The sequence below is a fragment of the Arthrobacter sp. 10N44_2 genome (assembly GCF_056394385.1).
The window spans coordinates 1-18,256 of the sequence record NZ_JBFTHT010000010.1; the positions used below are offsets into that span (position 1 = coordinate 1).

Below are 18,256 nucleotides of genomic sequence, written 5' to 3' on the forward strand. Positions count from 1 at the left end.
GAACGCAACGCGATCGCCGCCGCCAAGGCCATCAACGCCGCCAAAATGGCGCTCTGGGGCGACGGCACGCACCGGGTCTCCCTGGACGAAGTTATCGTGACCATGCGCGAAACCGGCAAGGACATGAGCTCCAAATACAAGGAAACCGCTATGGGCGGCCTCGCCGTCAACGTCGTGGAGTGCTAGGAAGCTGACCGCCGCTGGCCGGGGCTGACGTGGCGCTGGCCGGCGGCTCCGGCTGTGCGGCCTACAGCCATGCGGCCTACAGTTGTGCGGCCTGCAGCTGTGCAGGCGCTAGTTGTGCAGTGCCGCCCACAGGTTCAGCGAGGATGCGTACACGATCCACGACAGGTAGGGCAGCATCAGCAGTCCTGCCGCCCGGCTGATCGGTCCGAAGAGCACCACCGTCGCGGCCACGGCCACGGCCAAAGCCACGATGATCCCGAACGCGATCCACAGCGCCGGCGTCCCGAGCGCCGGGTACAAGGCGAAGAAGACCGGCGTCCAGAGCAGGTTCAGCCCCAACTGCACGCCGTAGGCTGTCAGGGCCGCTTTGGACCCCGGGGCGCGGCTGCGCCAGACCAGCCACGCCGCGACGGCCATGGCGGCGTACAGGACCGTCCAGACGGGCCCGAAAACCCAGTTCGGCGGGGACCACGGGGCCTTGTCCGCGGTGGCGTACCAGCCGTTGACGTGGTTGGCCGTGGCCAGGCCGCCCAAGGCCGCAACGAGCGCCGACGCGCCGAGGAACAGAAGCAGCGCGACCACCTGGGACAAGCCGCTGCCCGCGCCGCTTCCGACGCCCTTAGAGTGGCCGCCGGGCGCCCCGGGACGGCCTTCCAGCGGTTGTTGCTGAGCCTGCATGAGACCAGCCTAACCGCCTGACCCGGACCGGCGGCAGGGTGCGGACCGATAGACTTGGGGCTGCATGTCCGCATGCCGCCGAAGCTCGTACCGCAATGATTGGATACCGCACCCTTGCGAGAATTCACTGCCCGTTTTGCCTCTGCCGAAGAGATTGCCAACTGGGATGCCCACGTCACGGCGAACCCCAACGGCGGCAATCTCCTGCAATCGGAAGCCTTCGCCGAGGTCAAACAGCACTTTGGCTGGAAGCCCTTGCACCTGGTGTACGAGTCGGCCGATTACACGAGCTACAACCTGATCCTGGAGAAGTCCTTTCCGGTCCTCGGCAAGCTCTGGTACCTGATCAAGGGACCCGACGTGGCGTCGGTCGAGGACATCCCCGGGATCGTCGCGGCGAACGCGGACTTCGTCAAAAGGGCCAAGCTGGGCGTCTTCGCGATCAAGATCGAACCGGATGTTGTCTTGTCCGACGACGCCGCGCGGATCCTTGAGGCCGCCGGACTGGTCAAGACCCACAACCTGCAGCCGAACGACTCCACGGCGCTGCTCGATATTGCGCCCGAGGAAAACCAGCTGCTGCGCAACCTGCACTCCCGGGGCCGCAACGCCGTGCGCCGCGCCATCCGCGAGGGCGTGGAAGTCCACAACGTCGAGCCCACGGAAGAGAACTTCCGGGCCATGTATGCCCTGATGACCACCACGGTGGAAGCCAAGTCCCAGGTCCGGGTGCGCGAGTACGAGTACTACCGCCAGTTCTGGACCAACTTTCTGAAGCGGGATCAGGGCAGGCTGCTCTTCGTGTACGAAAACGGGGTGCCCTCGGTGGGCGCATTCGTGATCAACTACGGCCGCAAGGGAACGTACAAGGACGGCGGCTCCCTGCAGAAGCGTGGCCAGTACGGCGACTCGCACCTGGTGCAGTGGACCGCAATCAACCAGGTCAAGGACCTTGGCTGCACCGAATACGACTTCTGCGGCACGCCGCCGAGCGACAAGCTCAAGGACACCTCAAACCCGTTCCATGGCCTGGGCCTGTTCAAGACCAGCTTCAGCAAAACCGTGACCGACTTTGTCGGCTGCTATGACCAGGTCCTGAGCCCGCTGAAGTACAAGGCCTGGATGATGGCGGGGGAGCGCGTGGCCCGCCAGGTCTACACCCGGCGCACGGGCCAGCAGTTTTACTAAACAGCCGACGAGGACAGTGAGGAGGCCGGAATGAATAACGGATACAGCGGCCACCGCAGGCCGCCCACGGACGGCCTGCCCCGAACGCAGCCGATGTCGCCGGTGGAGGTGCGCCAGAACGCCGCCGCGAAGCGCATGTTGCGCAGGTTGGTACAGGGCGAGAACCCGCCGACGGCGCCCATGAGCATCGTTGACCGGCTCGCCGGCAGCCCCTATGCGAACCCGATGATCCAGGTCGGCGGCGTCGACGCCTCGGCCCGCAAGACGATCGACTTTGCCTTGCATCTGGCGGAATCGATGTTCCGTTACGGCGCCGGAGCCCTGGAAGTTGAGACCAGCATCATCGCCATCACGGCCGCCCTGGGACTGAAGAACATCGAAGTGGACATCACCAACCAGTCGGTGGCCATCAACTATGCCCCCAAGGACCAGACGCCCATCACGTTGCTTCGTGTCGTGCGGTCCTGGACCAACAACTACGCGGGCTTGGCCAAGGTGCACCAGCTCGTCACGGACATCGTCTCCGGCGGCGTGGGACGTGAGGAGGCTGTGCGACGGCTTGAGGACATCACCCACAGTTCCAAGCCATTCCCGCGCTGGATGGTCACCGTGGCATTCGGCGTGTTCTCGGCCGTCTTCGTCGGTGTTCTCGGCGGCGACCTCGGAGCCTCTGCGGTCGCTTTCGTCTCCAACCTGCTGGTGAGCCTGCTGGCCAGGCAGCTAGGGCGGTGGCGCACACCTGACTTCTTCGTCACCGCCTCGTGTTCCTTCCTGGTCACCTTCATCGCCCTGCTGTTATGGCGTTTCGGCGGCATGGTAGGAATCCAGATACCGCCGGCCATCGTGGTGGTCGGCGGAATCCTGCTGCTACTGCCGACCGGCCGGCTCGTCTCCTCGGTGCAGGACGCGATCAACGGCTTCCCCGTCACGGCGGCCGGCCGTTTCCTCTCCACCATGCTGACCTTCGGCGCGCTCGTTGCCGGCATTGCCGTCGGCTTCGTAGTCGGGGATATGACCGGCATGGAGGCGATCAATGTCACCGAAACATTCCCTCCGGCGTATCCGTGGTGGGCCGTGGTCATCCTGATCGCCATCGCGGTGCTGATGATCGGCATCACGGAACAGACCAGCTGGAAGCTGCTGCTGCCGACGGCGGCCGTGGGGGTGGTGGGCTACCTGGTCCTCATCGGCGGCGACGCCCTGGGCATCGGATCCCGCTTCGCCCCGGCCCTCGCTGCCGTGGTGATCGGCCTGCTGGCCCGCGTCGTGGCCCTCCGGATGGGCGCCCCACAGTTGGTTGTGGCCGTTCCCGCCGCGCTGATTCTGCTCCCGGGGCTCACTATATTCCGGTCGATGTATGTATTGACCATCGAGGAATCGGAGATTCTCATGGGCGCCGGCGGCATGCTCAACGCCGGGGCCATCGTGCTCGGTGTCGCTGCCGGCGTCGTGCTCGGCGACACCCTGGCGCGGCCCCTGACGCGGAGCCTGGCGAGCAACGAACGGCGCAGGGCCCGCCGCCGCTAGCTGGTGCGGCTGGATCTAGCCGCTGGATCTGGTAACGCTAGATCTTGCGCTGCTAGATCTTGCGCTGTTGAAGCTTGCGCCGCTAGATCTTGCCGATGGGCAGCTTCTTCTCCGCCTGGAAGTCGTCCTCCACCCGGCCCTTGGCCCAGTAGCCCGAGAGGGACACCTGGGCCCGCTCCAGCCCGCGCTGCACGTAGAACACGTCCCGGAGGCCCTTCATGTAGCCCCGCTCGCCGTGGGCGAAGACCTGCACCCGGCCCTCGGGCCACTCGGCGTCGCGCACCGCCGTGACCAGCAGTTCGCTCTCACCGGCGGGTGCGCCGCCGCGCAGCAGCCAGCGCAATTCGACGCCGGCCGGCCCGGCGATGGCCTGGACGTCGGCGTCGCTGTCCACTTCGAGCAGGGCGAGGCCGCGGGCATCTTCCGGCAGGGATTCGATCGCCGCGCCGATGGCCGGCAACGCTGATTCATCGCCGGCAAACAGGTACCAGTCCGCGGCCGGATCCGGGTTGTACCCGCCGCCGGGGCCGGTGAAAGTCAGGCGATCGCCGGGCTGGGCCGAGGCCGCCCAGGGGCCGGCGAGCCCCTCGTCGCCGTGGATCACAAAGTCAATGGCCAGTTCCTGCGCCTCCGGGTCCACCCAGCGGACCGTGTAGGTCCGCGTATGCGGCCACTGACTGCGCGGCATGGTTTCCCGGATGGCCCACAAATCCAGCGGATCCGGGTATTCGACGCCGGGTTGCGGAAAGACGATCTTGACGTACCGGTCCACATAGTCGTTGTTGACGAACCCGGCGAAGCCGGGGCCCCCGGCGATGATCCGGACCATGTGCGGGGAGAGCTGCTCCCTGCGCAGGACCGTCAGATCGGTCTGGGGGCGCGAGTTCCGGGTGGCGGTGGAGGCTGCGGGGACGGATGTCATGCAGCTAAGCCTAACCAAGAACCCCCGGCGGGAGCTTTGCGCGGGGGCCTGTTACGGCAACGGCGGAAGCTCCCAGTCGACCGTCCCGTTGCCTTGTTGCAGCAGCAGGGCGTTGGCCCGGCTGAACGGCCGGGACCCGAAGAAGCCGCGCGAGGCCGATAGCGGGCTGGGGTGGGCGCTGGCGATCACGGCTGCGGACCCCAGCAGCGGCCGCACGGACTCGGCATCCTTCCCCCACAGGATCGCCACCACGGGGGCATGGCCCGCGCCGGATACGGACGAGCGGCCGGCGACTGCCCGGATGGCCGCCGCCGTCACAGCCTCCCAGCCCTTGTTCCGGTGCGAGCCCGCCGCGCCGGCACGGACGCTGAGCACCCTGTTGAGCAGCAGTACGCCTTGGTCCGCCCAGTGGCTGAGGTCCCCGTGGACGCGCGGGGGGAAGCCGAGATCGGCCTGAAGTTCCTTGTAGATGTTTGCCAGGCTGCGGGGGATCGGCCGGGTGGCGCCGTCCACGGCGAAGGACAACCCCACGGCGTGCCCCGGCGTCGGATACGGGTCCTGGCCCACCACCAGCACGCGGACGCCGGCCAGGGGCTGCCGGAAAGCCCGCAGCAGGTTTGCCGGCGAGGGCAGTACGCCGTGCCCGGCGGCCACTTCGCCCGCGACAAAGGCCAGGGCTTCGCGCAACTGCGCCTCCACCGGCGCCAGCTGTCCCGCCCAGTCCGGAGCAACCAGCGCGTCCAGCGGCCTGCGTGCCAGGTCCGCGAAGCTAAGGGTGTCCGCGGCTGCGGGCTCCAGCTCGAACAGCGCGTCGGGTTCACTGGCGGGGTCAAACTCGGCATCAAACACAGCACCCATTCTTCCCCAGCTGCGGCCCGTTTCTGCGCCCGCCCGAATGACAACCCTGTCATTCGGCCGTAGCATTGGGACTGACTTTTTAACAAATACCAGCCAGGTTTTTCGGAATCAACCAGGAGTGTGTCGTGGCCGAAACAGCGCAAGAGCACGTGCTCGCGGGGGATTCTGCCGGATTCCCAACCGCCGGCGCGGGCCCGGACGGGGTGTCCGCGGAGTCTGCGCTGAGCGCCCGCGACCAGCAGATGCTGGCCTTGGAGCGGCAATGGTGGAAGTACGCCGGGGCCAAGGAACAGGCCATCCGCGAGCTGTTCGATCTGTCCGCCACGCACTACTACCAGATCCTCAATGCCCTCATCGATACCGAGGATGCGCTGGCCCACGATCCCATGCTGGTCAAGAGATTGCGTAGACTACGTACATCACGCCAACGTGCCCGCACTGCCCGTCGTCTGGGAACAGATTCGTAAAGTCGCGTCACGAGCAGCCGGATGCGCACGTCCTGTTGCGTCCGTTCCGGCCTCGGGCACCCCGTATGAAATCAGCAAGGACGTCGTTTTACCATGACCAAATACGCTCGGGATGAATTTGATCGGGTCCCGGAGACCTCTACCCGGCAGGGAGTCCACCGGGCCGTCGCGGCATCACGGCGGCGGAGCCTGGCGCCGATCCTGGCGGCCGGCTGCGTAGCCCTGGCCATCGGCCTGGTGGCCTTCCTGATCCTGCCGAAGCTGGGCTTCTCCGCAGGCCAGGCCGCGGCCGTGACCGCCGGTGGCAGCGCGTCCGCATCTGCCAGCAGCAGCCCGTCCGCCACGAGCACCGTGAGCCCCAGTCCCACGCCGACGAGTCCGGAGCCGGCCGGCACGGATGCCGCCGCCGCGCCGGCGGCTTCGCCGTCAGCTACGCCGGGCGCCACAGCCGCCGCTGTCGACAAGACGCAGCCGGTGACGATCTACAACGCGACCACCACCGCCGGCCTCGCCACCCGCGTCGGCGGCACCGTCACCTCCGACGGCTGGGTCCTGGGCGAGACAGGCAACTGGGGCGGTGTCCCGCAACAGACGTCGGTGATCTTCTACAGCGGCGTCGAGCAGAAGGACAATGCGGAGGCACTCGGAGCCCTCCTCGGCGTCGACACCCTTGTGGACTCTGCCGAGTTCAACATGCCCCTTGTCGTCGTGCTCGGCCCCGGCTACCAGTAGTCAATCCGGTTACGCCTCAATAACTATTAGGCGGCGGCCCTGCCCGCCGCCGGCGTTCCTGGGGGACGCTGTGGGTACAGTATCTGCGGATTTCTCTTCGCAGTCCGCGGCGCACATCGAGGTGGGCCGCACGCAAGCTAGCTGAAAGTGTGGACACCATGGCACTGGGAACCGTCAAATGGTTCAACGCCGAAAAGGGCTACGGCTTCATCGCCGTGGACGGTTCCGAGAACGACGTCTTCGTGCACTGGTCCGCGATCGTCGGGGAAGGCTACCGCGCCCTGGACGAGGGCCAGCGGGTGGAACTGGAAGTCGGCGAGGGCGAAAAGGGCCCGCAGGCCGAAAGCGTCCGGCCCGCCTAGTGGTACTGGCTGCCGTCACGAACGCCCCAAGGAACGCGGCCGGGCGCCGCGGAGGACATTTGCCGCTGGGCCGCGCCCTGGCGGCGGGCACCGTAGCGGCCCTGGCCCTGACGGGGTGCCTGGGCCCCGCGGGCAGTGCCCGCGTGGCCAGCGGCGACGCCAGCGGAGACGGCACCCTGCGCATCGGCCTGATCCTGGACAACACGGGCAAGCAGCACTTCCTCAACGCCTCCGAGCTCGCGGCGGCCAAACTTGCCGTCAAGGAGATCAACGCTGCCGGCGGGCACAAAGGCAAACCGGTGGAGCTGCTGCCGGAAACCATCAGCACGGACACCGCCGCCCAGGCGAAAGCGCTGGTTGCCGCCAAGGCCGACGTCGTGATCGGCCCGACCGATTCCAGCCGTGCCCCGGCCGCCATCGACGTGCTGGCCAACGCCAAGGTAGCCGTGATCTCCCCGGCCAACACCGCCGCCGCGCTCAGCAACTACAAGAGCGGCGGCTACTATTTCCGCACCTCGGCCGCCGACATCGCCCAGGCATCCGTCCTCGCCAAACTGGTCAAAGACGGCGGCGCCAGGACCCTGGCGGTGCTGCATGAGGAAGGCGACTACGGCAAAGACGTCGCCGCCGCAGTCGTTGGTGCGGCGAAACAGTCCGGACTGGAAGTCGTGGCGGACTCGGAGTTCACCCCCGGCCAGGCGCAGCAGGCTGTCGCCGCCGCTAAGGCCGCCAACCCCGACGCCGTCATCCTGGTCTCGCGCGACGGCGCACAGGGCGCCATCGCCGAGCTGAACAACGCCGGCCTCGCCGGCAAGAAGCTGGTCCTCAGTGACGGAGCAGTCAGCAAGTACGGCTCTGGCCTGGGCGCCCGGGCGCTCGAGGGTGCACGCGGGATCCTGCCCGGCGTGTTTCCCTCCGCAGCCTTCCAGGCGGACCTCGTGGCCGTTGATCCCGGGCTGAAGGACATGGTGTTCGCCGCCGAGACGTACGACGCCGTCGTCCTGGCCGCCGTCGCCGCCGCCGCCGCAGAGGACGACGCCGGCACCTCCATCGCGGCGTCCCTCGTCGCGGTCTCCGGCGGAACCCCGGCAGCAGGCGGAACCGGGGCCGGCGGCAGCCAGCCGCCCAGCGAGTCATGCACGAGCTACAAGGACTGCGTCGGCGTCCTCCGGGCAGGCCAGCGGCCGGACTACGACGGCCAGTCCGGACGGATCAACTTTGATGCCCACGGCGACATCACCGAAGCGAACTACATGGTTTCGACCTACGGCGAGGACAACCTGCCCACGGTGGACGGCACAGAAGCCGCGAGCAGCAGCGGCGGCTGATCGCTCGTAGCGTATTGTGCCCGCGTGGCGGCCGGTTCCGGCCGGCCACTGCTTGCACTCTCCCCGGGGGAGTGCTAATTATTGATTTAGCACTCCAGCGCACTGACTGCTAACACGACGCCCGGTCCGCCCGGCCGCGAAGTGGGGCAGCCGGTCCAGGAGCTAAAGAAACACCTTGCTGGGGTGAGATCCCGGACCCGGCGGCATACAGAGGCCGCGGGGTTGGGATCGTCCGTCGCGGGCACCACAGCGAAGGTTCATTCTTAACGACTGTCCCGAAAGGACTACTGCCGTTATGGCCAAGATCATTGCATTTGATGAAGAGGCACGCCGCGGTCTTGAGCGGGGCCTGAACATCCTCGCCGACGCCGTCAAGGTCACCCTCGGCCCGCGGGGACGCAACGTCGTCCTCGAAAAGAAGTGGGGCGCCCCCACGATCACCAACGATGGTGTTTCCATCGCCAAGGAGATCGAGCTGGACGATCCCTACGAAAAGATCGGCGCCGAGCTGGTCAAGGAAGTTGCCAAGAAGACGGATGACGTCGCAGGCGACGGCACCACCACGGCAACCGTGCTGGCACAGGCCCTGGTCAAGGAAGGCCTGCGCAACGTCGCGGCCGGCGCTGACCCGCTGTCCCTCAAGCGCGGCATCGAGAAGGCTGTTGACGCGGTCACCGTCGAGCTCCTGGCCTCCGCCAAGGAAATCGAGACCAAGGAAGAGATCGCCGCCACCGCGTCCATCTCCGCCGGCGACAACGAGATCGGCGCCCTGATCGCCGAAGCCCTCGACAAGGTCGGCAAGGAAGGCGTCATCACCGTCGAGGAGTCGAACACGTTCGGCCTCGAGCTGGAGCTGACCGAAGGCATGCGCTTCGACAAGGGCTACATCTCCGCTTACTTCGTCACCGACGCTGAGCGCCAGGAAACGGTCCTTGAGGATCCGTACATCCTGATCGTCAACTCCAAGATCTCCAACGTCAAGGAACTGGTTGCTGTCCTGGAAAAGGTCATGCAGTCCAACAAGCCGCTGCTGATCATTGCCGAAGACATCGAGGGCGAGGCCCTGGCCACCCTGATCGTCAACAAGATCCGCGGCACCTTCAAGTCCGTCGCCGTCAAGGCTCCAGGCTTCGGCGACCGCCGCAAGGCGCAGCTGGCCGACATCGCCATCCTCACCGGTGGCCAGGTCATCTCCGAGGAAGTCGGCCTCAAGCTTGAGACCGCCGGACTCGAACTCCTTGGCAAGGCCCGCAAGGTTGTTGTCACCAAGGACGAGACCACCATCGTCGAGGGTGCAGGCGACGCCGACCAGATCGCCGGCCGCGTGTCCCAGATCCGCGCCGAGATCGAGAACTCCGATTCCGACTACGACCGCGAGAAGCTGCAGGAGCGCCTGGCCAAGCTGGCCGGCGGCGTTGCAGTCATCAAGGCCGGCGCCGCAACCGAGGTCGAGCTCAAGGAACGCAAGCACCGCATTGAGGACGCCGTCCGCAACGCCAAGGCTGCTGTCGAAGAGGGCATCGTCGCCGGCGGTGGCGTTGCCCTGATCCAGGCCGGCGCCAAGGCATTCGCGAACCTGCAGCTCTCCGGTGACGAAGCAACGGGCGCGAACATCGTCCGCGTTGCCATCGACGCCCCGCTGAAGCAGATCGCCTTCAACGCCGGCCTCGAGCCCGGCGTCGTCGTGGACAAGGTCCGCGGCCTGCCCGCAGGCCACGGCCTCAACGCCGCCACCGGCGAGTACGTCGACCTGCTGGCCGCCGGCATCAACGACCCGGTCAAGGTAACCCGCTCTGCCCTGCAGAACGCGGCTTCCATCGCCGGCCTGTTCCTCACCACCGAGGCCGTTGTAGCCGACAAGCCCGAGAAGGGTGGCGCCCCGATGGGCGGCGGCGACGACATGGGCGGCATGGGCGGCATGGGCGGTTTCTAACCACCCGCGCCAGCCATCACCGGCTGTTCGACGACGGCGGTCCCACCTTCGGGTGGGGCCGCCGTCGCCGGTTAAGCGCGGCCCCTGTCCAAGGGAGCGTCGGTGGGCGTCGGCGGGTTCTGGCAGGATAGGCCAGTGACGATTACAGCAGCGGCCGACGGTTCGGCCTTAGGAAATCCTGGCCCGGCCGGCTGGGCCTGGTATGTGAATGACGACTGCTGGCGGGCCGGGGGGTGGCCCCACGGCACGAACAACCAGGGCGAACTGATGGCGGTGCTGGACCTGTTCCGGGCAACGGCGCACATGCCCGGGGAAGACCTGCTGATCCTCTGCGACAGCCAGTACGTCATCAACGCCGTGACCAAGTGGATGCCCGGCTGGAAACGCAAGGGCTGGCGCAAAGCCGACGGCAAGCCGGTGCTGAACGTGGACCTCCTCAAGGACATCGACCAGGCGCTCGTGGGCCGCAAGTACACCTTCGAGTGGGTGCGGGGCCACGCGGGGCACGAGCTCAACGAGGCGGCCGACGTCCGCGCCCGGGCAGCGGCCACGGCGTACCAGCAGGGCGTGGCCGTCCGGCAGGGTCCCGGGTTCGGCACCCCGGAGGGCGAACCGCCAGCGAGCAAACCGCCAGCGGGCAAAACACAGCAGGACAAGACACAGCAGGACAAGATGCAGCCCGCCGCCCAGCCCGCCGCCCCACAGCCCGCCCCCGCGACCCGGCCGCAGGCAGCCCCGGCGCCAGCCGGCCAGCAGGAACTCTTTGGCGCGCCGGGGACCTACGACGAACCGGACCTCTTCAGCGAACTCGAAGAAGAACCTGCCGTAGACCGGGCGGAGGCCAGCGCCGAAGCCGTCGTCGAGTCCCTCGAACGCGAACTGCTCCGCCCCGAAACCCGGGCAGACCTGGGCCGCACGGGCGTGCTGCTCCACCCGGACTTCACCGAAATCGGCAGCTCCGGCCGGATCTGGACCCGCGACGCCATGATGATGTCACTCGAGGACAACCCGGGCGGAGCCGTGGAGCTGGAACTGTTGGGCGCGGACCGGCTGGGTGAGAAGACCATCCTGCTGACCTACCGCAGCCACACCCGTGAGGGATCAGCCCTGCGCAGCTCCCTGTGGGTCCTTGAAGGCGCCCAATGGCGCCTGCGCTTCCACCAGGGCACACCCGAGGCCTGAGGGCGCGTGCGGCTCACGTGAAGCGCTGCGCATTGCCCAGTTCCGCCTGCGCATAGGTGGCGGCCGCGGAGTTCAGCGCGAGGTTGATGGACGCCAGGGACGCCTCGACCCTGCCCTGGGTCAGCGTCCACTCGGCCACGAGGGTTTGGAAATTAGTCGCCGCGGAGCCCCGCCAGCTGCCCTGGAGCTCGTCCAGCCCCCGTTTCATGGCGTGGACGTCCGCGCTGATCCTCTCCACCGTGGCCTGCACGTTGGCGGACTTCAGCTGGAGGAGTTCGGTATCGACGGAGATGATGCTCATGGAAATGCCTCTCGAATGCTCGGGAGGCGGCCGCGGCCCGGCGAAGCACGGTGAACGTCAGCGGGTCTGCGGTGAGGTATTGCGGTGACATTTTCGGTGAGAGCTGGCGGGGAGCGGCTGCCTCATCCGGATCTTCCGGACACCTCGAGCGTAGGCGGGCGGCCCGCCGGCCGGACACCGCCGTCGGCCCCTATGTGGATAAGTCCGCTGTGGACCGTTCCGTGGCCTCTTCGTCCAGGAGCGGGATGCTGACCACCAGCGTGGCACCGCCGCCGTCGGTCTTCCCGACCCGCACGGACCCGGAATGCGAGCCGACGATGGCGGCCACGATCGCCAGGCCAAGTCCGCTGCCGCCGGTCTCCCTGGTCCGGGAGGTGTCGGCCCGGTAGAAGCGCTCGAAAATACGGGCCGCCTCCTCATCCGGAACCCCCGGTCCGTGGTCCCGGACCTCGATCACGGACTGCCGTGTTCCGTCCGGTGCGGTCCGGACCCCGACGCCAATTTCGACCGGGGTGCCCTCCGGCGTGTAGCGCAGGGCATTGCCGACCAGGTTGCTGACCACTTGGCGCAGTTTGGCTTCGTCGCCCAGCACCGGGGCGGCGGCCGGGGCCGCGCCGTCAATCCCGGTGAGGGTGATGGTGCGTTTGCGGTCGCTCGCCTGGGTGTCCACCACGGCGTCGTTGGCCAGCAGCAGCAGGTCTGCGGGCTTCTGCTGCAACGGCCGCTGTTCGTCGATCCTGGCCAGCAGCAGCAGGTCTTCGACCATGGCCCCCATGCGTTTGGCTTCGCTTTCGATCCGCCCCATCGCCGTGGCCACGTCTTCCGGGGTGGACAACGCCCCGTGCCGGTACAGCTCGGAGAACCCGCGGATGGTCACCAGCGGGGTTCTCAGTTCGTGCGAGGCGTCGGCGGCGAAGCGCCGCATCCGCGCCTCGGACGCCATCCTGGCGGCGAAAGCCGTCTCAATGTGCGCGAGCATGGCATTGAGCGAGCTCCCAAGCCGGCCCACCTCCGTGCCCGGGTTCTCCACCTCCACACGCTGGGACAAGTCTCCCGCGGCGATCGCGGCGGCCGTCTTCTCCACCCGGGCCAGCGGCCGGAAGGACCGCGAAACAGTCCAGGTGGCAATGAAGAACGCCAGCACAAGCGTCAGCAGGCCCACACCCACCACCACCAGCGCAGCGTGTTCCATCACCGAATCCACGGGGTCCAGCGGCAGCCCGATCACGACGACGGCGCCGCGGTTGTTGTTGTCCACCACGCTGACGGCCACGACCCGCCAGCTGCCGCCCTCGGATCCGCGGACCTGGAACGGCATCTGCTGGCGTTCCCGGGCCTCGACCGAGGAAAAGGTGCTGAGCGCGGGGTGGGATTCCTTGTCGCCGCCGAACGTGTAGGGCGGAAGACCGGGGCTGAAGAGCATCAGCGAGTAGTCGGTGGGAACGGTGGAGTTGGTCTCCTGCAACTGGCGTAAGGACTGCTGCTGCCGCGCGGATTCGACGGCGGCCCGGAGCTTGTCATCCACCTGGCCCTGCAGGAAGCTGTGCAGCAGCGTCAGCGTGCCCGCCCCGGTAGCCGTGAGGGCCACCAGCATGAGCGCCATCATGATGGCCACGAGCTGAGAGCGCAGCGACGCCGATTTCCAGCGGTACAGCAAGATCAGCGCTTCTCGGCAGTCCGCAGAACGTAGCCGACGCCGCGCTTGGTCTGGATCAGTGCCGGGGCATCGGGATCGATATCCACTTTGCGGCGCAGGTAGGAGATGTAGGATTCCACGATCGAGGCGTCGCCGTTGAAGTCGTACTCCCATACATGGTCGAGGATCTGGGCCTTGGACAGGACCCGGTTCGGATTGAGCATGAGGTAGCGCAGGAGCTTGAATTCCGTGGGTGAGAGCTCGATCACGGTCCCGCCGCGGCGGACCTCGTGGGCGTCGTCGTCGAGCTGGAGGTCATCGACCCGGATCACGGCGTCGTCGTCGACCTGGGGTTGCGTGCGCCGGAGTACGGCGCGGATGCGGGCCACCACCTCGTCGAGGCTGAACGGTTTGGTGACGTAATCGTCCCCGCCCACGGTCAAACCGGTGACTTTGTCCTCGGTGTCGTCCTTGGCCGTGAGGAACAGGACCGGGAAGTGCTTGCCGGCGGCGCGCAGGCGGCGGGTAACGGTGAAGCCGTCCATGTCCGGCAGCATGACGTCCAGCACCGCCAGATCGGGGGAGTGCAACTCAGCAGCAGCCAGCGCCTCGCGTCCGCTGCCGGCCGAGACGACTTCAAAACCAGCGAAGCGCAGGGACGTGGAGAGCAGCTCGCGGATGTTCGGTTCGTCATCGACGACGAGGAGCTTGGCTTCGGGACCGTTCTTCTTCATGTTCCCATGATGCTCCCAGACTCTGGGAGTTTTCTGAATGGAGGTTGTGTGTTGCATGGCCGCATCCCCGGCCCCCGCCTAGCCCGCGGTGCCGACGTCCTTGGCGTCCATGATCCGGTAGGCGTACCCCTGCTCGGCGAGGAACCGCTGCCGCTTCGCGGCGAAATCCTGGTCCAGGGTGTCCCTGGCCACGAGCGAATAGAACCGGGCGGAGCGGCCGTCCTTCTTCGGGCGCAGCAGCCGGCCCAGGCGCTGGGCCTCCTCCTGGCGGGACCCGAATGAACCGGAGACCTGGATCGCGACCGACGCCTCGGGCAGGTCAATGGAGAAATTGGCGACTTTGGACACCACCAGGGTCTGCACCTCGCCGGCGCGGAACGCGTCGAACAGCCGCTGGCGCTCCTTCACCGACGTGTCGCCCTTGATCACCGGCGCGCCCAGGCGCTCGCCGATCTCGTCGAGCTGGTCGATGTACTGCCCGATCACCAGGAGCTGTTCCCCGGCGTGTTCGGCGACGAGTTCTTCGACCACCAGGGTCTTCGTCTCGGAGGTGGCACACAGCCGGTATTTGTCGGCGTCCTCGGCCATGGCATAGGCCACCCGTTCGTCGCGGGGCAGGTCCACCCGGACTTCCACGCAATCGGCCGGGGCGATGTAGCCCTGGGCCTCGATGTCCTTCCACGGCGCGTCGTAGCGTTTCGGCCCGATCAGGCTGAAGACCTCGCCCTCCCGGCCGTCCTCCCGCACCAACGTGGCGGTCAGCCCGAGCCGCCGGCGGGCCTGCAGGTCCGCCGTCATCCGGAAGATCGGCGCGGGCAGCAGGTGGACCTCGTCGTAGATGATCAGGCCCCAGTCGTTGCCGTCCACGAGCTCCAGGTGCGGGTACAGCCCGCCGCGCTTCGTGGTCAGGACCTGGTAGGTGGCGATCGTGACCGGCCGGACTTCCTTGACGGAGCCGGAGTACTCGCCGATCTCCTCCTCGGTCAGCGACGTGCGTTTGAGGAGCTCGTCCTTCCACTGCCGCGCGGCGACGGTGTTGGTCACCAGGATCAGTGTGGTGGTGGAGCTGGTGGCCATGGCGGCCGCGCCGACCAGCGTCTTGCCGGCGCCGCAGGGAAGGACGACGACGCCGCTGCCGCCGGCCCAGAAGTTCTCCGCGGCCAGTTGCTGGTAGGGCCGCAGCTTCCAGCCCGATTCGTTGAGCATGATGGGGTGCGGGGTGCCGTCCACGTAGCCGGCCAGGTCCTCGGCCGGCCAGCCAAGCTTGAGCAGCAGCTGCTTGAGCTGGCCGCGCTGGGAGGAATGCACCACCACCGTCTCGCCGTCGATCCGTGGCCCGAGCAGCGGGGCGATCTTCTTGGCGCGGCTGATTTCCTCGAGCACCGGGTAGTCGGAGGTGCGCATGACCAGGCCGTGCTGCGGGTCCTTCTCCAGGCGGAGCCGGCCGTACCGGGACATGGTCTCTTCGACGTCGATCAGCAGGGAATGGGGCACGGGGAAACGGGAGTACGTGAGCAGGGTGTCCAGCACTTTTTCGGCGTCCAGCCCGGCCGCCCGGGCGTTCCAGAGCCCCAGCGGCGTCAGCCGGTAGCTGTGCACATGCTCCGGGGCCCGTTCCAGCTCGGCGAACGCCGCGATGGCGTGCCGGGCCTCCGTTGCGAGTTCGTGGTCGACCTCCAGCAGGATGGTCTTGTCACTCTGGACGATCAGGGGCCCGTCATTCACTGGAACAATTCCTCTGTAGCTTCTACGTCGATAATGCGGTGGATGGACAGGACCCGCTCGATTTCCTTGTCCGGATCGAACACCCGCACCCGCCCGCCATTCACAGCTACCGGAACAACCGTCTCGCGGGTGGCATTCCCCATGCTGTCCACGACATTCATGATGACCCGCTGCCTGAGGCGGATCGCCTTCAGCAGGGTCTCGAGGCCCAGCTGGGTCGCTTCCTCGCTGCCCGGTGCCGCGGGCGGGTGGGCGCCGGAGCCCGGCGCCCGGGACCCGTTGGTGCGCAGCACGGCGAGCTGGGCCTCGATGTCGGCCTCCGGCGGAGCGGTCCGCGGGGCGGTGTAGACCGGCCGGCCGCTGCCGGGCGCAGGGGTGCTGCGGCGCAGCCGGACGATGGCGGAGGCAGCTTCCTCCAGGACCGGGGCGAGCCCCAGACCCCGGAGGGCCTGGGCGGTTTCCCGGGGCGCGGCGTGGGAGACGACCACGGTGGGCGCGATGCGCACCAGCCCGAGGCCAGCCGCGGCCGGGGCGTTGAGCAGTTCCAGCAGGGCAGCCTCGTCCTCGCTTTGGATAAAGCTGGCCGCGGCCCCCACCCGGAGCCGGGAATGGCGCGCGGCGGTGTCTTCGATAAGGTACTGGAGGGGCTGCGGGATGGCGGTGGCCGAATGCTGGCGCAGGAAGTCCAGCATCGCCGCGGCGTCCTGGCCGGTGTCGAGGGCCCGGCGCACGGAGGTGACGGAGAACCGGTAGATGGTGGCCGGTCCCTGCCCTTCGGCCGTGGCCATGGTCAGGAGCCGTTCGCTCAGTTCGGGGTCGAGGTAGCCCGGCGCCACCGCCGTCAGGTCCGCCTGCAGCAACACGTGCTGCAGGGCCGCCGGCAGGTGTTCGCCCAGGATCCCCAGGGCGTCGTCCGGCTGCTCGGCGGCGATCGCGGCGCCCAGCTGGCTCAGCGCCCCAGAGCCGATCAGGCCAAGCATCTCGGCCTCCGCGAGGATGCCGCGGATCAGCGAGCTGAAGCGCCTGGCCATCCGGGGCTGCGTCCACTCGGCACGCTCCAGCACGGCGGCGGCATCGAGGACGGGGGCCTGCCCGTCGGGCGCCACGGCCTCAAGGGTGAGTTCGTGCAGGATTTCCAGGACCCTTTTCCGGACCACCGGGGCGTCCGGCCGCTGCGCCTCGGCGGAGAGCGCATTGATGGTGGTCCCGGCCGGGCCCCGGTGCCCGGCCGGGCCCGGGGCGGCAGCATTCACCGGCTGGCCCACGAGGGACGGTGCGCGCTCGCTGGCCAGCCAGGCGTTGACCAGCCACAGCCACTGCTCCTGCCGCGGCAGCGACAGCCACTCCAGCTGCGGCGGCTGCACCCACGCAGAACTGTCGACGTCCAGCCGCAGCAGACCGGCCATTCCGCAGAGCTCCGCGAGGACGCCGGCCTCGTGCACGTCCATCCGCAGGGAATCCGCCAGCCGCTTCATCTCCCGGACCCCGACGCCCCCGCTTCGCAGCGTCGCCAGCGGCTGTTCGCGCACGGTGTAGAGCACTTCGCCGACGAGCCGCAGCGTCTCGGCGATGGCGCCCAACGCGGCGTTCCGGCGCAGCCCCGCGCTCGTGTTGCCCAGCCGGGGGACAGGCGGCGTGAGCGAAAAGTTCTCGATGACAAACCCGCCGCGCAGCGACACTCCGACGCTGTGCGGCAGTTCGACGTGCGCGGCGTCCAGCGGTACCAGCAGCCCGCGCGCCAGCAGCCAGTCCACGGGGCCGACGTCGGCGCCTTCGTGGAGCACGGACGCCCGGCGCTGCGCCTGCGGGACGGCGCCCATGGCCCAGTTCCCGAACCGGGCCAGAAGGGCGGCGGTCCGGTCCGGTGCGGTGGCCAGGATTTGCTGGAGCGATTCCGGTGTTGCCGTCCAGTGCTGCAGGGACAGGGCGGCTTCCATCGGCGTCGTGGCGGGAGAGATGGACGCCCCGGCGCGGTGAAGTTCCCCCACCAGCTGCACCACGCGTTGCGCGAAAGCAGGCTGGAGCCGCACCAGTTCGGTGTAGCTGCGCCCCAGCCCCGCAGGGTAGATGCCAATCACGTCCTTGAGGCTGCCGACCGGAAGGTAGTGGCGCTGCTTGGCGGCGGCGGGGGTCGCGCCGTGCGGCGGATCTGCGCGGTGGACGAGGGCCAGTTCCTGCAGGGAATGGAGGAGCCGGTCGACGGCGGCAACCGAGGAGCCGTTGATCAGTTTCTTCAGCATCGCCGCCGACGCGCTGTGCCCGGTATCGGCGTTGGTGCACAGGTGCAGGGTTTCCAGGACCTGCATCTGCGGGCGGTTGAGCCGTTCGAGTGCCCGCTGGACGCTGACGCGTCCGCTGGCGCGGGCGGCGAGGGCGGCGAAGTCCGGGACGCCGGGAGAAATCAGGTCCGGCCGCGCGGAGAACAAGGCCCGCAACGATTCGTCGCTTCGTGCCTGAAGTTCCTTGCTGAGCGCGCGGATGAGGGACATCGCTCCAA

At 68.0% G+C, this 18,256-nt stretch carries 17 protein-coding genes; 9 read left to right on the plus strand and 8 right to left on the minus strand.

Annotated features, from left to right (window positions below):
* The coding region (locus AC1DBX_RS12065; RefSeq protein WP_476931835.1) for an L-serine ammonia-lyase, iron-sulfur-dependent, subunit alpha at window positions 1-186 on the plus strand (186 nt) is incomplete at its 5' end.
* A gap of 108 nt (window positions 187-294) precedes the next feature.
* Here the strand turns inward: AC1DBX_RS12065 and AC1DBX_RS12070 are convergent.
* Window positions 295-864: a TspO/MBR family protein gene (locus tag AC1DBX_RS12070; RefSeq protein ID WP_230007213.1), complete on the minus strand. Its 570-nt coding sequence runs from the start codon at window positions 862-864 to the stop codon at window positions 295-297.
* Between the two features lie 114 nt (window positions 865-978).
* Between AC1DBX_RS12070 and AC1DBX_RS12075 the strand changes: the two genes are divergently transcribed.
* Both AC1DBX_RS12075 and AC1DBX_RS12080 read left to right on the plus strand, forming a co-directional pair.
* Window positions 979-2,052 (plus strand): lipid II:glycine glycyltransferase FemX, encoded by a 1,074-nt coding sequence (locus tag AC1DBX_RS12075; RefSeq protein ID WP_476858012.1) that lies wholly within the window; start codon window positions 979-981, stop codon window positions 2,050-2,052.
* A 30-nt stretch (window positions 2,053-2,082) separates the two neighbouring features.
* Window positions 2,083-3,579, plus strand: coding sequence for a threonine/serine exporter family protein (locus AC1DBX_RS12080; protein WP_476858013.1), 1,497 nt, complete (start codon window positions 2,083-2,085; stop codon window positions 3,577-3,579).
* 82 nt (window positions 3,580-3,661) lie between these two features.
* Here the strand turns inward: AC1DBX_RS12080 and AC1DBX_RS12085 are convergent, their stop codons facing one another.
* Window positions 3,662-4,501, minus strand: coding sequence for a siderophore-interacting protein (locus tag AC1DBX_RS12085; RefSeq protein WP_476931836.1), 840 nt, complete (start codon window positions 4,499-4,501; stop codon window positions 3,662-3,664).
* A 51-nt stretch (window positions 4,502-4,552) separates the two neighbouring features.
* The gene (locus AC1DBX_RS12090; RefSeq protein ID WP_476931837.1) at window positions 4,553-5,359 is read right to left on the minus strand and encodes a uracil-DNA glycosylase; all 807 of its coding nucleotides are present in this window, start codon (window positions 5,357-5,359) and stop codon (window positions 4,553-4,555) included.
* Window positions 5,360-5,562: 203 nt separating this feature from the next.
* On the opposite strand from AC1DBX_RS12090, the gene AC1DBX_RS12095 reads away from it, so the two are divergent.
* The 6 genes from AC1DBX_RS12095 to AC1DBX_RS12120 all read left to right on the plus strand — a co-directional run bounded on the left by AC1DBX_RS12095 (window position 5,563) and on the right by AC1DBX_RS12120 (window position 11,363).
* The gene (locus tag AC1DBX_RS12095) at window positions 5,563-5,826 is read left to right on the plus strand and encodes a DUF3263 domain-containing protein (protein ID WP_223915291.1); all 264 of its coding nucleotides are present in this window, start codon (window positions 5,563-5,565) and stop codon (window positions 5,824-5,826) included.
* A gap of 93 nt (window positions 5,827-5,919) precedes the next feature.
* Window positions 5,920-6,558 (plus strand): LytR C-terminal domain-containing protein, encoded by a 639-nt coding sequence (locus tag AC1DBX_RS12100; RefSeq protein ID WP_476931838.1) that lies wholly within the window; start codon window positions 5,920-5,922, stop codon window positions 6,556-6,558.
* Between the two features lie 158 nt (window positions 6,559-6,716).
* Window positions 6,717-6,920, plus strand: a complete 204-nt coding sequence (locus tag AC1DBX_RS12105) for a cold-shock protein (protein ID WP_230008017.1) — start codon at window positions 6,717-6,719, stop codon at window positions 6,918-6,920.
* 59 nt (window positions 6,921-6,979) lie between these two features.
* The gene (locus AC1DBX_RS12110; protein ID WP_476931839.1) at window positions 6,980-8,248 is read left to right on the plus strand and encodes an ABC transporter substrate-binding protein; all 1,269 of its coding nucleotides are present in this window, start codon (window positions 6,980-6,982) and stop codon (window positions 8,246-8,248) included.
* Between the two features lie 295 nt (window positions 8,249-8,543).
* On the plus strand, window positions 8,544-10,181 hold the full coding sequence (groL, locus tag AC1DBX_RS12115) for a chaperonin GroEL (protein ID WP_079555368.1): 1,638 nt from the start codon (window positions 8,544-8,546) through the stop codon (window positions 10,179-10,181).
* Window positions 10,182-10,316: 135 nt separating this feature from the next.
* A complete protein-coding gene (locus AC1DBX_RS12120; RefSeq protein ID WP_476931840.1) occupies window positions 10,317-11,363 on the plus strand; it encodes an RNase H family protein in 1,047 nt (348 codons plus the stop codon).
* A 13-nt stretch (window positions 11,364-11,376) separates the two neighbouring features.
* Here AC1DBX_RS12120 and AC1DBX_RS12125 read toward each other — a convergent pair whose 3' ends face one another.
* From AC1DBX_RS12125 to AC1DBX_RS12145, 5 genes are all read right to left on the minus strand, one after another.
* Window positions 11,377-11,664 (minus strand): WXG100 family type VII secretion target, encoded by a 288-nt coding sequence (locus AC1DBX_RS12125; RefSeq protein ID WP_026538909.1) that lies wholly within the window; start codon window positions 11,662-11,664, stop codon window positions 11,377-11,379.
* A gap of 190 nt (window positions 11,665-11,854) precedes the next feature.
* Window positions 11,855-13,321 (minus strand): sensor histidine kinase, encoded by a 1,467-nt coding sequence (locus AC1DBX_RS12130; protein WP_476931841.1) that lies wholly within the window; start codon window positions 13,319-13,321, stop codon window positions 11,855-11,857.
* A gap of 2 nt (window positions 13,322-13,323) precedes the next feature.
* Window positions 13,324-14,034 (minus strand): response regulator transcription factor, encoded by a 711-nt coding sequence (locus AC1DBX_RS12135; protein ID WP_018775770.1) that lies wholly within the window; start codon window positions 14,032-14,034, stop codon window positions 13,324-13,326.
* A gap of 78 nt (window positions 14,035-14,112) precedes the next feature.
* Window positions 14,113-15,759, minus strand: coding sequence for a DNA repair helicase XPB (locus AC1DBX_RS12140; protein WP_476931842.1), 1,647 nt, complete (start codon window positions 15,757-15,759; stop codon window positions 14,113-14,115).
* Window positions 15,756-18,248 (minus strand): helicase-associated domain-containing protein, encoded by a 2,493-nt coding sequence (locus AC1DBX_RS12145; RefSeq protein ID WP_476931843.1) that lies wholly within the window; start codon window positions 18,246-18,248, stop codon window positions 15,756-15,758. Before AC1DBX_RS12145 ends, AC1DBX_RS12140 begins: the two co-directional genes overlap by 4 nt.
* Between the last annotated feature and the right edge of the window lie 8 nt (window positions 18,249-18,256).